The organism is Pseudoalteromonas rhizosphaerae (assembly GCF_028885455.1).
GTDB classification, from domain to species: Bacteria; Pseudomonadota; Gammaproteobacteria; order Enterobacterales; family Alteromonadaceae; genus Pseudoalteromonas; species Pseudoalteromonas rhizosphaerae.
On sequence record NZ_CP118496.1, the window covers coordinates 3,672,683 to 3,686,377 of the forward strand.

Here is a 13,695-nt window from a genome sequence, read left to right on the forward strand (position 1 = left end):
ATCTCTTATTTAGAAATTACTTGAACGCCTTTGTAGTAACCATCTGCAGTCACATGGTGACGACGATGAGTCTCACCAGATGTTTGGTCTACAGTTAAAGTTGGACCACTGATCGCATCGTGTGAACGGCGCATGCCGCGTCTTGCACGAGACTTTTTGCTTTTTTGTACAGCCATAGTCTTCTCCTAAGAATCTTTCTTAAGTTGTTTCAAAATATCAAATGGATTTGGTTTATCATCTTCCGCTTTTAAAACACCAAAGCTGGCAGGCTTTGCTGAATAACTGCATGAAGCTTCGTTGTGGGTAGCAACTAATGGCACGGCTAAAATTAGTTCGTCTTCGATTAAATCAAAAACGTTAACTTCACCATTTTCATCAAGCGCTACTTCATCGTAGTCTTCTGGAAAAATCTCTAACTCTGTATCCTCACCGACTGGTGAATAAACAAAGTCTTGAACCAAATCCAACCCTAAATCACCATTACAACGTTGACAAGTGACAGTAACATGTGTGGACAAATTGCCTCTAATCACAGCGAAACCTTGATCATCGTTTTTGCAATGAATTTTTACCGCTATTTCACCTACTTCTTCCTGCACAACTTCCCGTAAACGGGTAAGTTTTTCAAGCGGTACAATGCCGTCATACTTTAAACGGTGTTGCGCTGCCTTGCCTGGATGAAGAGTGATGGGAATTTTCACCTTTTGCATAGGGGCTGCATCATATAGATAGTTACTTGGTTAGTCAAAGTAAAAAACCAATTTTAGCTGGTTTTTCGCGATTCATTTCTTTGTTTTGCCAACGGATCTGATTTATCCTAACTCAATCTGATTTTCATTAGGAAAACAATCCATGCAGCACCCGCTTATTTTAGCCTCAAGTTCACCCTTTCGTCAGTCTTTATTGCAAAAATTTAATCTGCCGTTCGACAGTTTTTCACCTGATATTGACGAATCAGCACTACCCAATGAAGCCCCTGTTGAACTTGTAAAACGCTTAAGTGAACTCAAAGCACGCGCAGCCACTGCCCTTTTTAAACAAGGCTTAGTAATTGGCTCTGATCAAGTTGCCGTATTTGAGCAACAAATCTTAGGTAAACCACACAACAAAGAAAATGCCATTAAACAACTGAGTTTATTTAGCGGTAATACAGTCACATTTCTAACGGGCTTATGTGTTTATGATATTCAAAGCAATAAAACAAAAACCCTAGTTGAACCCTTTAATGTTACATTTAGAACACTGACACAAGCACAAATATCTGCTTACTGTGACGCAGAGCAACCCTACAATTGTGCAGGCAGCTTTAAAAGCGAAGGCTTAGGTATTTGTTTATTTGAAAAGCTTAGCGGTGATGACCCTAATAGCTTGATTGGTTTACCACTTATCAAACTCAGCCAATTATTGACTGAGTTTGATCTGGATGTGTTAAGTAATCAAGACTAACTATTTATTCACTACGACTTAAACTAAACGCGCAGCTAGTTGCTGATACGAATCAACTGTCGCAATCGGTGTAAACTCGTTTAGCTGCTGGGCGTTATGCACCCCCATAGTTACACCTAAACGGTCAATATTGGCCGCTTTTGCCATCGCCATATCTATTTTGGTGTCGCCAATCATCAGCGCATCATCATGGCTAATATTGAGTTCATCGAGCAGTTGCAACAACATATCAGGAGCTGGTTTTGACAATGCATCATCACTGGTGCGGGTCGCTACAAAGTAATCCCGTAACTGTGTTTCATCCAGCAAGCGTTCAAGGCCGACTCGGCTTTTGCCAGTAGCAACAGCTAACAATACGCCACGGTTTTTTAATGCCGCTAAAGTCTGTTCTACATCAGCAAATAAAGGCGTAGGCGTATTATCAAGATGTTTATACTGATGCTTATAACCGGCGATTAAATCAGCGTGTAAATGGCTCTGCTGAGGAAATAACACCGTCACGGCCTGCTCAAGTGATAAACCAATGATATTTTTAACCGCCTCGTCACTGGGGCAAACTACACCACAGACTCTCGCGGATTGATGCATACAGTTAACTATTTTAGCCACTGAATCCATCACCGTGCCATCCCAATCAAATATAACTAATTTATAGGGTTTCACGGTTTTGCGGCACGTAACGTTTTAATACAATTAGCCAGCGCTTTATCAAGCGGCGCTTCTACTCGCATAGTAGTTTCATTTTTTGGATGATAAAAACTCAAATCGTGCGCATGTAAAAATAATCGCCCTAATCCCACTTTACGCATCGCCGCATCAAATGCTTGGTTGCCATATTTATCATCACAAGCAATTGCATGACCTTTACATTGTGTATGCACACGAATTTGGTGAGTACGACCTGTTACTGGTGATGCCTGCACTAACGAACATTCAGCAAAGCGCTCCAGTACTTTAAAACGAGTATGTGAAGGTTTACCTTCAACGTTATCCACACGTACTACTCGTTCACCTGATTGTAGGGTGTTTTTACGCAGCCCTTCGGTGACATTTTTAGTTTTAGAATCCCATTGCCCATCAACCAATGCCCAGTAATTCTTTTCCATGGTTTTTTCACGTAACTGTTCATGCAAGCTGGTCAACACTGAACGACGTTTCGAGATTAACAAACAGCCTGATGTATCACGGTCTAAACGATGTACAAGCTCTAAACTGCGCTCATCTGGGCGCAATACGCGCAATGCTTCAATTAAACCATAACTGAGCCCACTGCCGCCATGCACAGCCATGCCTGATGGTTTGTTAATGACGATAAGGTATTTATCTTCAAATAAAATAGCCTCTTCAAGTTTGGTCACTACATCAAGATTTTTAGGCACAAACTCTTCACGTTCAGCTATTTGTATTGGTGGAATACGAACGATGTCATCGAGTTGTAATTTATACACAGGTTTGATGCGTTTTTTATTAACCCGCACTTCCCCTTTGCGAAGAATTCGATACACAGCGCTTTTAGGCACCCCTTTTAAATGAGTAATAAGAAAGTTATCAATCCGTTGACCTAAATGGTCTTCGGTAATCGTGACGAAAGATACTTGTAAGCCGGTTTTTTCTGACATTGCCTAATCACTGATTTAAGTAAAATAATTTTAGTTGCTAACACAGTTATAATAATGGGATAATCACCGGCGCAAATATATATTTGCAAATAACAACGGTGCTTTTTAACACATTAAAACATTCGTGATGCACATTCTGGGTAATTGATCATACAGATCCGAGATAAGTTTTCCAAAGCTTTTATACATACCCAGTTTACACGTGCCTTCAATTAACTCCGATGCGTGTAATATATCGCCAGTTAAGTTTGAGCATGAAGTGTTATTTAATGTTGATGAAAAAAGCAATTTGAACAGATAATTTGTCTGATCGTGACGGCGTACAATACGCCGTTCAGCAGATGTGTTGTAACCGTACAAGTTAATTTAATTAATGGTCGACTCTGGACAGAACTCGAATACGTCACTGTAAAAAAACAGCCGATAGTTTTGGCACCATAATAGAATTTAATAACGTGACAACACGTTATTGTCAGCCAGCACCATAAAGATACTTAGAGTACGGATACAGTACCAAGCTCCCCCACAGACCCAGTCGTGAGATTGTACAAAAAGAAGCGATGGGAGCAACTGAACAGGCGAAAAGTTTCGTCATGTCAGAGACATAACACAGTAGAGTAACAATATGAAACGTATGCTAATCAATGCGACGCAGCAAGAAGAAATGCGCGTAGCACTGGTTGATGGCCAGCGCCTGTATGATTTAGATATCGAAAGCCCGGGTCACGAACAAAAAAAAGCCAATATTTATAAAGGCAAAATCACTCGTATAGAACCGTCATTAGAAGCCGCCTTTGTTGATTACGGCGCTGATCGTCACGGATTCCTTCCTTTAAAAGAAATAGCCCGTACTTACTTCCCACAAGGTTATACTTTCCATGGTCGTCCGAATATTCGTGACGTGATCAAAGAAGGTCAAGAAGTTATTGTCCAAGTAGACAAAGAAGAACGCGGCCAAAAAGGCGCAGCCCTCACCACTTTTATTAGTGTTGCAGGTAGCTACTTAGTCTTAATGCCTAATAATCCTCGTGCTGGCGGTATTTCTCGTCGCATCGAAGGTGATGAACGCACTGAACTTAAAGAAGCTTTAAGTCGTTTAGAACTGCCTAAAGGCATGGGTTTAATCGTGCGTACTGCCGGTGTTGGTAAATCGTTTGAAGAACTAAACTACGATTTAAAAGCGCTGCTTGTTCATTGGGATGCGATTCAGCAAGCCTCTGATGGCGGTAAAGCACCGTTCTTAATTCATCAAGAAAGCAACGTGATTTTCCGTGCGATTCGCGATTATTTACGCCGTGACATCGGTGAGATCCTAATTGATAAAGCCCGTGTATTTGAAGAGGCTAAAGCGCACATTGAGCGTTTTCGCCCTGACTTCATGAGCCGTGTAAAACTTTATCAAGGTGAAGTGCCTCTTTTTACTCATTATCAAATCGAAAGCCAAATTGAGTCTGCGTTTCAACGTGAAGTACGCTTACCTTCTGGTGGTTCAATTGTTATTGACCCAACTGAAGCACTTACTTCTATCGATATCAACTCATCTAAAGCCACTAAAGGCGGCGATATCGAAGAAACTGCGCTTAATACCAACTTAGAAGCTGCAGACGAAATTGCTCGCCAATTACGTTTACGCGACTTAGGTGGCTTAATCGTTATCGACTTCATTGATATGACACCACCGCGCCATCAACGTGAAGTAGAAAATCGCTTAAAAGATGCTGTTCGTCCAGATCGTGCCCGTGTACAAATTGGTAAAATTTCGCGTTTTGGCTTACTTGAAATGTCGCGTCAGCGCCTACGCCCTTCATTAGGTGAAGCGAGCCAAGGCCCATGCCCACGTTGTAGTGGTCAAGGTACTATTCGTTCAAACGAGTCGATTGCATTGTCAATCCTACGTTTAATCGAAGAAGAAGCGATTAAAGACAATACCTCACAAGTTAATGCCCAAGTACCTGTAGCGGTTGCCTCATATCTGTTAAATGAGCAACGCCGTAGCGTGCATCGCATCGAAAAACGTCATAACTGTGATGTGGTGATCATTCCAAATCAACATATGGATACACCACATTATGAAGTAATGCGTTTGCGTAAAGATGAAACAATTGAAGCAGCAAGCTACGAGCAAATCACATTACCTGAACAAGAAGTGTATGAAACATCAAAAACACCAACGGTTGCGGTACGTGAAGAGCCGGTGTTAAAAGGCGTAGTTATGCCATCAACACCAGCACCACAAGCTCAGGCTCAGGCTCAAGCAACCCCAGCAGCGGCACCACAAAGTGTTGCAGCCCAGCCACAGGTAAGTTTATTTACTACCATCAGCAATTGGTTTAAGGCTTTATTTGCAACGCCTGCTGAGCAAACAGAAAGTAAAGAGCAACAGCAGCAAAAAACAGCGAGTGAATCTCGTAATAATCCACGTCGTAACAATGACGGTGATACACGTCGTCGTAATAACCAACGCCGTCGTAACAATAATTCACGCACTAAACCGCAAAGCGAGCGTACAGAGAGCGTAGCTGAAGAAACGCCAGCAGTTGAAAACACGCAAAACAACGAGCAACAGGAAAGAAACGATAACCGTAACAAACGTCGTCGCAATCCTAACTCACGTAAGCGTAACGATAACCGTAACGATGACAGCAAAGTAGTAGCAGAAAAAACCGAAGCAAAAGCTGACGTAAAAGACGTTGCACCAAACCAAGATGTCGTTGTTGAAGCAACGGAGCAAAAACCTAAGGTTCGTCGTCAGCGCCGTAACTTACGTAAAAAAGTTCGCCTACAAGATGAAAATGCACAACCGGCTACAACCAACAATGACGCAGAGCAACAAGCTACGCCTGTTGTTGATGACAAGCCAACTAAGCCAGTTGTAACTCAAACTGAAGAAGTTAAAGTACCTGTTGAGGCTACTGCTGTTGAAACAACGGCTGTTGAAGCGCCTGAGAAAAAAGCTGAACAGACGGCACCAAACGAGCAAGAGACAGTAACATCGACTGATGAAGAGCAAGGCCAAACGCGTACGCGTTCACGCCGTTCTCCACGTCATTTACGTGCTGCTGGGCAACGCCGTCGTCGTCCTGAGGGTGAAGAAGCTACGCCAACGCAAGGTACACAACCACCAGCATTTATTCCAGTTGCAGATCAAGCCGCTGCTGAATATGAAGCTGAGTTAAAAGCCAAGCAAAATAAGCAAGTTGAAGAAAAACCTGCCGTTGCTGAATCAGCTCCGGAAGCGGTTGAACAAGCACCTGTTGCTGCTGAACCTACTCCAGAAGCGGTTGAACAAGCACCTGTTGCTGTAGAACCTACTCCAGAAGTAATTGAAGAAGCGCCTGTTGCTGCTGAAGCAACTGAAGAAGTGGTTGAACAAGCGCCAGTTGCTGCTGAACCGACTCCAGAAGTGGTTGAACAACCACCTGTTGCTGCTGAACCGACTCCAGAAGTGGTTGAACAACCACCTGTTGCTGCTGAAGCAACTGAAGAAGTGGTTGAACAAGCGCCAGTTGCTGCAGAACCGACTCCAGAAGTGGTTGAACAAGCGCCAGTTGCTGCTGAAGCAACTGAAGAAGTGGTTGAACAAGCGCCAGTTGCTGCTGAACCTACTGAAGAAGTGGTTGAACAAGCACCTGTTGCTGCTGAAGCAACTGAAGAAGTGGCTGAACAAGCACCAGTTGCTGCTGAACCTACTGAAGAAGTGGTTGAACAAGCACCTGCTGCTGAACCTACTGAAGAAGTGGTTGAACAAGCGCCTGTTGCTGCTGAACCAACTGAAGAAGTGGTTGAACAAGCGCATGTTGCTGCTGAACCAACTGAAGAAGTGGTTGAACAAGCGCATGTTGCTGCTGAACCAACTGAAGAAGTGGTTGAACAAGCGCCAGTTGCTGCGGAACCTGCTTCAGAAGTAGTTGTTGAGGAAGCACCAATGGCAGAGACTAAGCCTACTGCAAAACCTGTAGCGCACACTAAAACAGTGATCACTTCAGGTAAAGCAAGTGCGCCAATGGCACAACCTACTGCCGTTGCAGATAGCGAAGTCGCCCATACGCCAAAAGCGATGGCACACGACAAACGTGACGCTATTCCAGATAGCGGCTTACGTGCAGGTTCTATCAAACCAGCTGGTCGCGCGAATGCTGCAATGACTAAAACCATGAGTGTTGACTAACACTTTTGGTTTAGCTTAAAAGCACACTAAAAAGCCGCGTTAATGAAAATTAACGCGGCTTTTTTAATAGCAGTTATAAGGTTAAAAAGAACGATTTACTAGGCTCTAGCTAAAGCAGAGATATTAGATAAATAGTGATGGAAAACAAACAGCACATTGCACTTGTTATTTATAAAAAGCGCATGAAAGATAACGCTGTATTTATCCTTGTTTTTGCGCATACTCATGAAGCAATTCAGGAAACTTTTCCTGCGGTGGAAACTTACAAAAACTGTGCTCTGCCCCCGTGCTCGCCCACTCAAGTTTTTCATCCGTGTAAGTTTCAATGAATGGCTTGTAGGTGCGAGAATCATCTAGCATTGTTGAGCGAACATTTACAAAATCATCCAAACCTTCTAGGTGGGTAAATAACCAGCTCATACAGTGTCCACAAAAAAAGTGCTGCGTACTGCTGTCATGCAGCCCGCCAATAACAGGCGTTCCAGATGTAATAGAAAAGGCAGCTCGTTGGAATAATGAGCTTAAGCTAAATGCGCTAGACGTCATTTTCTGACAACCAGTGCAATGACAAGCCATGGTGATCATTGGCTTTGCGCTAACTTCAAACTTTACCTGTCCACAACGACAATGGCCTTTTGTTTTATGAGATGTACTGTCCATTATAATCTTCCTTTAAGTTCAATTTTATCAACGCCGATGCTACGTTGAATGTATCACAAATAACCTTAGCACATGCTACAGGGTTTGATTGCGCTATAAAATGTCCGCCTTCAATCTCAACTTGGCTGAAGCTGGAACACATTGACGCTAAGTACTTCACCGCACTCGCGCTTACCAGTAAATCTCTACTAGGGCGAATATAAGTCACTGGGCAATCTAACTCGCACTGTTGTTTTGAAAGGCCAGCTATGTTGCCTAATCTTAATTTGAGTTTACGTTTATTCGCTGTTTGCAGCGAAGCAAATACGGGATAAACCAACGTTTGGCCACCCGTTAAACTAAAACCAAACAGATAAAGTAGCTTGTTACTTAAATAATTTGCTGACAGTAAGCTAACGGGTAAAAAGCCTGCCAACTTAGATTACAAAGAAGGCGCTGAGATAAAGCTGGCCAAAAATACGATGCCTTTCACACGACAGCCAAGTAGCTTATAAAGCTCATAAGCCACCTGCCCAGAATAAGACTCCGCGACAATATAAATATCAGTATCTTTAAAACGCTTTGCTATTTCTGCCGCTTGTTTAGCATAAGTTACGCCTTCAAGTGATTCATATGAGATCACTTCAGTATTTATATTTTCAGGCAAGTTTTTTGTCAATTTAGCAAACAGGCGGCCAGTCCCGTCAAGGCCAGGAAGCAGTATAATTTTCATATTTAAATTCAACACCCAACGTTAGCATTCAAATACTTGAACTTTGATTTTGGCCAAGTGCTTTTGTGCACAAAAATCATGAGCAAGAAATATGAAAAGTGTAAAAACAATTTAGCTTTGCTCATAAACACCTAGACTCGTTAAATTATACAGTAACTAATTGATTATCTAAAACGATGGCAAGTCGAAGGCTCATATTATTAGGGATGTTTGTTATTTTTTCTTTTCTTATATTGCGGTGCCAACTGAAAGACCAATGCCAGCGCCAACAGCAATGCCAATAGCTAAACTAAAATGTAATATGTTAAATATTACACCAATAACCACACCGATAGCAGAGCCAACTCCACACCCTATTGCCATATATACACCTAAGGTTTTATTTGCTGATTTACCTTCCTTTTTATTACTCATATCAGTCCTTAAATCATCACAGCTATGTCGGCTTATCTACAAGTCTAAAAAATGACTCGATTTGATTTATTTTCATTTGTAAACCAAACACAGCCTAGTTACTATTTTGGTTAAATTATTTGTAAGCACATAGCTAACTATAACGTCTCATCGCTTACTGCAGCGGCAAATCATGTAAATCAATTCCCTGCACTTATTAGTCTTTAATTCTGCCTAACAGTTCGATTACTTATTGCCCCCCCCTATCTGGTTCATCATTTTGAGGGTAATGATAGCTCTTATCTGTTAATACAGCTTTGCCTTGTGGAAAAGACTAAGCCTAAGCGGAATGCAATTCCGCCCCACATTTTTCGGCCTTCATCGGTAAAAAAGAGTAATGGCGGATTTTTATACTTTTTCACGGATGCAATAACGGTTACTGGAATATATATCTGGGAGCTGTGGATAATCTGGCAATGGTCTTTTCCCCCAAAAGTCCAGATACTGGTTGGACATACCATTAGCCATATCGCCTAATTTCACTTGTGCTATTTCTTTCTCAGCTTTTGCAAGATCAATTTGGCGCATGATATCAACATCATGCTCCGAAGCAGGCTCAATCAGCATGAGGGCTGAAACCCACTCAGGGTAAGTTGCAGCGAATCGTCTTGCGATATAAGCACCATATGAATGAGCAATATAGACGATTGGTTTTTCAACGTGTAACGCTTCAAGTAACATGAGAGCTTCGTTTGCATACTCTTCCGAGCTGTAGTTTTTTCTCAATTGCGTAGAACCGCCGTTACCAATTTTTAAATAACGAATGATGCGGGCTTCCTTTGCAAGCTTTTCAAAAACCGGCTCCCAATCAAATAACCCCGCAGAGCCACCAGCCTCTAAAAATACAGTATGCTTGCCACTCCCCGCGATTTCGTACTCAATATCATAGCCATTAACCTTAATAAAATTAGGCTTGGCAAACACACTTGCCGTGACAAAAAACAGCAAAACATTAATCCAAATTTCACTTTTCCTCCTTAACGACTAAACCTGTAGATAAACTCATTTTATAATTCACTTTTATTAATAAACCATAGCCAAGTTACTATTTTGGTTCAATTATTTTTTGTATTAAAAGCTAGAGTAATAATCTTATTCGCCGTGGTTTTTTCAGACAACTTAATTAATTTAGTATCGACTGTAACTATGCTTCGGCACACAGCAAAAACAAGAAAGCGCGGTGTAAACACCACGCTTTCAACTAATTCAAATCTGCTTAAAACTTACCGCTTATGGCTTAAAGCTCTAGTCTTCACTTTCCATAAACCGTTGCAATTGATCTTTAAGGTTCGGCGGTATGCCTTTAATGACTAACGTATCCGTAGCTTCGTTGTACATTACCCGTTCGCCTAGATGTTTGCGTTCAAAGCTGATGCTCACGCCGCCGCCAAGGCCAGAGAATTTAACCATACTGGTAACGGTTTTTTTATCGACCGGGAATGACTCTTCTAGATCATAGCTTTGCTCTTTGCAAAAGCTTTCAAATGGGTTGTCGTCACCTTTGGTGAGCGTTGCTGATAACTCGCTGACGTTAGCATCTTCACCAGTAGTAACGCAGTCATTACAGTAATCAAATACTTGTTTACGCAGATCGTCTTTTTCAGATTTATCAAATTGTTGCTCTGATAAATAATCTTCAACTGCATTGAGCATTACTTGGCTTTGCTGTTTTGGATCGATGCCTTCTTCGCAACCTAAAAAGTCTAAGAAGAAGTCGGCGACTTTGCGCCCTGCTCGGCCTTTAATAAATGAGATATAACGATTGTCTTCTGCTTGGGTGTCCCACGCAGTTAAATCGATGCGTGCAGCTAGTTGCATGCGGGAAATATCTAAATGGCGTGACGAGGCTAAATCAAGCTCAGAGGTAATAGAGTAATGCTCTTTGATGTTGATCATTGCAATCAGCATATAATCGGTTGCTACGTATTGATAATGACAAAATACTAAATAGCCAGTTTCGTTAAACGCGTACTTATCAAGTTCCTCTTTAAGTACAGCTGAAGCTTGCTCTGTCATGTGCCAAAAGCCAAGCTCGCTATTACGGTAACTTTGCATGGCTGATGCAACTACAGAGTTTTTATCACCACTAAAAGCACAGTACCCTTTACCTGGTTTGCCGTTGTATGCGTGATGAAGTTGCTCGATGAATACAGCGACTTTATCATTCACTGCCATTTCGTCATTGCGCAAATGAATTTGCGTATCGTCGTCTTTTTTGTCTACATAATGAACGACTAACTTTTTAACATCTATTGCCATCTTTGTTTTTCACGCCTCTGGTGTTAAAATGTGAGAATATAACTCTTTTATTGAACCAACTGATGCCAATCTTATCAAAATATTCTAATGATGAAGTAGAACAAATCGTCGATCAGCTCATTGATGTGTTAACTAAGCACAATGCGCCGGTTGATTTAAGTCTTATGTGTTTAGGAAATTCTATCACGCATATCTTAAAAGAGCATGTACCAACAGGGAAAAGACAAGCGGTTGCAGACAATTTTGCCAAAGCACTTGCGCAATCGGTTAAATAGACTTTATGAATTTATCGCAGCACAATCAGTTTTCGTCTAAAGCGAGTCAATTATTAAGTTGGGGGCATTTATTTACTTTTGCCAATATCGGCTTAGTGTTGCTTATAAGTTTAAGTTACTTATTTGCTGACTCTCCTCCCACCAGCTTTATGGGTATGCTTTATATGCTAGTGACATGGCTTAGCCACACTAGTTTTATTACCTTTATTGCCTTTGTGCTGACGATATTTCCGCTAAGTTTAATATTTCCTTACCCACGTCATATCCGCGGTATGGCAGCAATACTTGCCACCTGTGGTGCATCACTACTGACGCTTGATGCCTATGTGTATTTTAATTTAGGCTACCATTTAAGTAGCTCTGCGTTACCTGAGATTATTACCTTATTATGGCATCGTTTAACCAGCTCTCCAGCGCTGACAACCCTGCTCGCTGGCGGAATTGTGATGCTTATTTTTGCATTTCAATTATTAGCAAGTAACTATACATGGCACCATTTAGCCCGCTTAAAACAATATAAATTTGCTCGTTACGCCAGCTCATTATTATTAGTGTGTTTTGCGATGAGTCACAGTATTCATATTTGGGCTGATGCAAATTTGAAGTTTGATATTACTAAGCAAGATAATGTCTTACCCTTGTCCTACCCAACGACAGCAAAAAGTTTATTGGCAAAAAATGATTTACTTGATATTGAAAGTTACGAGCAAGCGCATAACGTAAAGGTTAATACACAAAATGTAGATTACACGGCTCCAACACCAATTGCTCGCTGTGAAGAATTTACTGCTGCGACAGTCGATATTTTAGTGTTTAGCTCTGCGCCTGCGTTAACTAATTTTGCTAAACAGCACAAAACTTTAAATAAAACCGAGCAGCTTTTACAACCCGTTCATCATCAAGATGTGCTATTTAGCTTGATTTACGGTTTACCTGCATACTACAAGCCAGCCTTAATGACAGAGCAAACATTGCCGGTGTGGCAAAGTAATCGCCGTAGTATTAGTGTCAGTGGCTTTGATGATTTTAACTATATCAATAGTACAACAGCGGGTGATGCAGCAATTCGTATCATTAACGCCGATGAAAACACTGCGCTTCGTGAGGGAGTCAATCAAGTATTTGCATTTAGTTTAGCCGATGTTGATCACGGTATTGTGAGTGCTTCATCTTTATACAGCACTGATAGAAAAGTAACCCGTACTGAAGGCTTGATCCAACCAAGCGATTTAATTGCCACAAGCGTTGGCCAATATTTAAATTGTGCTGATATCGCAAAGCAAAGCATGCTAGGCGTTAATTTGTATAACAAAAAAGGCGATATGGGCGTTAATTATTCGCAAGGCGTATTTATTGCCTATAAGAAAGACCGTATTACATTAATTGATTCTGATGGTAATTATAAAAATATCTCTGCTGCACAAGGCTTTTCAATAGAGCAAGGTTTAGATATTCCGTTTTTAGCACAAAGCATTAAAAAGCTAAAAACCTTTACCGAATAACTGCTACTGGCAATTTACCCAAGTTAGGTTATAGTTTTCATATATGATTATGCCCTAACTAGGGAAGGCTAGCGTAATGAAACTGTGTACTCTTTTCGTTATTTTTATTAGTTTACTATTTGTTGCTGATCCAGCTGTCTCCGCAGATCAATATTACAAGTGCGTAACCGACAGAGGCACTACATTTAGCCAATTTCCCTGTGGCGGGCAGGCAACGCAACATAAAATAGCAGTGTCGCCGAACGTCACTCCGGCTACTGTAAATCATGTCAAAGCGCTTAATTCCCTTGAGCGTGAACAAATTATTCGTAATCTCAACGCTGAGATACGCAGCGTTAAATATAAACTCGCCATTTTGAGTCGTGACCGTGACCGCGCTGAATACGAGCAACTGCAACGGCTAAATCGTTTAATGAGTGATGATGATAAAAAAAAGCTTAGTAAAGAGATAAAAAAGCAGCTAAAAGTGATCAATAAAACGTTTGCCAAAAACACCAAAACGACCAACAAACAGCTCTCCGCACTCGAAAAAAAACTGAAACGTTATGAATAAACTATTGGGTTTTACCAATATATAGCATACTCTTAACATGTGTAGAGC

The 13,695-nt window shown here is 41.3% G+C and carries 14 protein-coding genes and 1 pseudogene; 5 read left to right on the top strand and 10 right to left on the bottom strand.

Annotated features, from left to right (window positions below):
- Positions 1 to 5: 5 nt before the first annotated feature.
- Positions 6 to 176: a 50S ribosomal protein L32 gene (rpmF, locus tag PVK79_RS15790; protein WP_002962381.1), complete on the bottom strand. Its 171-nt coding sequence runs from the start codon at positions 174 to 176 to the stop codon at positions 6 to 8.
- Between the two features lie 9 nt (positions 177 to 185).
- Complete coding sequence (yceD, locus tag PVK79_RS15795) at positions 186 to 710, bottom strand: 23S rRNA accumulation protein YceD (RefSeq protein ID WP_145233584.1); 525 nt, start codon at positions 708 to 710, stop codon at positions 186 to 188.
- Positions 711 to 852: 142 nt separating this feature from the next.
- Here yceD and PVK79_RS15800 point away from each other — a divergent pair, with 142 nt between their 5' ends.
- Positions 853 to 1,446, top strand: a complete 594-nt coding sequence (locus tag PVK79_RS15800; protein ID WP_145233583.1) for a Maf family protein — start codon at positions 853 to 855, stop codon at positions 1,444 to 1,446.
- Positions 1,447 to 1,464: 18 nt separating this feature from the next.
- Here the strand turns inward: PVK79_RS15800 and PVK79_RS15805 are convergent, their stop codons facing one another.
- Positions 1,465 to 2,064 (bottom strand): HAD-IA family hydrolase, encoded by a 600-nt coding sequence (locus tag PVK79_RS15805; RefSeq protein WP_220491251.1) that lies wholly within the window; start codon positions 2,062 to 2,064, stop codon positions 1,465 to 1,467.
- A gap of 41 nt (positions 2,065 to 2,105) precedes the next feature.
- Positions 2,106 to 3,065, bottom strand: coding sequence for a 23S rRNA pseudouridine(955/2504/2580) synthase RluC (gene rluC / locus PVK79_RS15810; protein WP_145233581.1), 960 nt, complete (start codon positions 3,063 to 3,065; stop codon positions 2,106 to 2,108).
- A 625-nt stretch (positions 3,066 to 3,690) separates the two neighbouring features.
- On the opposite strand from rluC, the gene rne reads away from it, so the two are divergent.
- Positions 3,691 to 7,233: a ribonuclease E gene (gene rne / locus PVK79_RS15815; protein WP_257326147.1), complete on the top strand. Its 3,543-nt coding sequence runs from the start codon at positions 3,691 to 3,693 to the stop codon at positions 7,231 to 7,233.
- Between the two features lie 201 nt (positions 7,234 to 7,434).
- Here rne and PVK79_RS15820 read toward each other — a convergent pair whose 3' ends face one another.
- From PVK79_RS15820 to yejK, 6 genes and pseudogenes are all read right to left on the bottom strand, one after another.
- Entirely contained in the window at positions 7,435 to 7,893 is a 459-nt protein-coding gene (locus PVK79_RS15820) for a GFA family protein (RefSeq protein WP_257326148.1), read from the bottom strand.
- Positions 7,874 to 8,308, bottom strand: a complete 435-nt coding sequence (locus PVK79_RS15825) for an alpha/beta fold hydrolase (RefSeq protein ID WP_257326149.1) — start codon at positions 8,306 to 8,308, stop codon at positions 7,874 to 7,876. Before PVK79_RS15825 ends, PVK79_RS15820 begins: the two co-directional genes overlap by 20 nt.
- Positions 8,309 to 8,314: 6 nt before the next feature.
- The gene (locus PVK79_RS15830; protein WP_257326150.1) at positions 8,315 to 8,605 is read right to left on the bottom strand and encodes an alpha/beta fold hydrolase; all 291 of its coding nucleotides are present in this window, start codon (positions 8,603 to 8,605) and stop codon (positions 8,315 to 8,317) included.
- A 228-nt stretch (positions 8,606 to 8,833) separates the two neighbouring features.
- Entirely contained in the window at positions 8,834 to 9,019 is a 186-nt protein-coding gene (locus tag PVK79_RS15835; RefSeq protein ID WP_257326151.1) for a hypothetical protein, read from the bottom strand.
- 229 nt (positions 9,020 to 9,248) lie between these two features.
- Positions 9,249 to 10,015: pseudogene (locus PVK79_RS15840) on the bottom strand (alpha/beta fold hydrolase).
- A 288-nt stretch (positions 10,016 to 10,303) separates the two neighbouring features.
- Complete coding sequence (gene yejK / locus PVK79_RS15845; RefSeq protein ID WP_149982371.1) at positions 10,304 to 11,317, bottom strand: nucleoid-associated protein YejK; 1,014 nt, start codon at positions 11,315 to 11,317, stop codon at positions 10,304 to 10,306.
- Between the two features lie 62 nt (positions 11,318 to 11,379).
- On the opposite strand from yejK, the gene PVK79_RS15850 reads away from it, so the two are divergent.
- The 3 genes from PVK79_RS15850 to PVK79_RS15860 all read left to right on the top strand — a co-directional run bounded on the left by PVK79_RS15850 (position 11,380) and on the right by PVK79_RS15860 (position 13,647).
- A complete protein-coding gene (locus PVK79_RS15850) occupies positions 11,380 to 11,592 on the top strand; it encodes a YejL family protein (RefSeq protein ID WP_016707302.1) in 213 nt (70 codons plus the stop codon).
- A gap of 5 nt (positions 11,593 to 11,597) precedes the next feature.
- Complete coding sequence (locus tag PVK79_RS15855) at positions 11,598 to 13,094, top strand: DUF3413 domain-containing protein (protein ID WP_257326152.1); 1,497 nt, start codon at positions 11,598 to 11,600, stop codon at positions 13,092 to 13,094.
- A gap of 76 nt (positions 13,095 to 13,170) precedes the next feature.
- Complete coding sequence (locus PVK79_RS15860) at positions 13,171 to 13,647, top strand: DUF4124 domain-containing protein (protein ID WP_257326153.1); 477 nt, start codon at positions 13,171 to 13,173, stop codon at positions 13,645 to 13,647.
- The last annotated feature ends 48 nt before the right edge of the window (positions 13,648 to 13,695 follow it).

Excerpts from the sequence above, each read along its gene's own strand:
- yejK (WP_149982371.1), bottom strand. The coding sequence starts at position 11,317 with ATGGCAATAGATGTTAAAAAGTTAGTCGTTCATTATGTAGACAAAAAA.
- rpmF (WP_002962381.1), bottom strand. The coding sequence starts at position 176 with ATGGCTGTACAAAAAAGCAAAAAGTCTCGTGCAAGACGCGGCATGCGC.
- PVK79_RS15830 (WP_257326150.1), bottom strand. The coding sequence starts at position 8,605 with ATGAAAATTATACTGCTTCCTGGCCTTGACGGGACTGGCCGCCTGTTT.
- PVK79_RS15805 (WP_220491251.1), bottom strand. The coding sequence starts at position 2,064 with ATGGATTCAGTGGCTAAAATAGTTAACTGTATGCATCAATCCGCGAGA.
- PVK79_RS15860 (WP_257326153.1), top strand. The coding sequence starts at position 13,171 with ATGAAACTGTGTACTCTTTTCGTTATTTTTATTAGTTTACTATTTGTT.
- PVK79_RS15800 (WP_145233583.1), top strand. The coding sequence starts at position 853 with ATGCAGCACCCGCTTATTTTAGCCTCAAGTTCACCCTTTCGTCAGTCT.
- PVK79_RS15855 (WP_257326152.1), top strand. The coding sequence starts at position 11,598 with ATGAATTTATCGCAGCACAATCAGTTTTCGTCTAAAGCGAGTCAATTA.
- yceD (WP_145233584.1), bottom strand. The coding sequence starts at position 710 with ATGCAAAAGGTGAAAATTCCCATCACTCTTCATCCAGGCAAGGCAGCG.
- PVK79_RS15835 (WP_257326151.1), bottom strand. The coding sequence starts at position 9,019 with ATGAGTAATAAAAAGGAAGGTAAATCAGCAAATAAAACCTTAGGTGTA.
- rluC (WP_145233581.1), bottom strand. The coding sequence starts at position 3,065 with ATGTCAGAAAAAACCGGCTTACAAGTATCTTTCGTCACGATTACCGAA.
- rne (WP_257326147.1), top strand. The coding sequence starts at position 3,691 with ATGAAACGTATGCTAATCAATGCGACGCAGCAAGAAGAAATGCGCGTA.
- PVK79_RS15820 (WP_257326148.1), bottom strand. The coding sequence starts at position 7,893 with ATGGACAGTACATCTCATAAAACAAAAGGCCATTGTCGTTGTGGACAG.
- PVK79_RS15850 (WP_016707302.1), top strand. The coding sequence starts at position 11,380 with ATGCCAATCTTATCAAAATATTCTAATGATGAAGTAGAACAAATCGTC.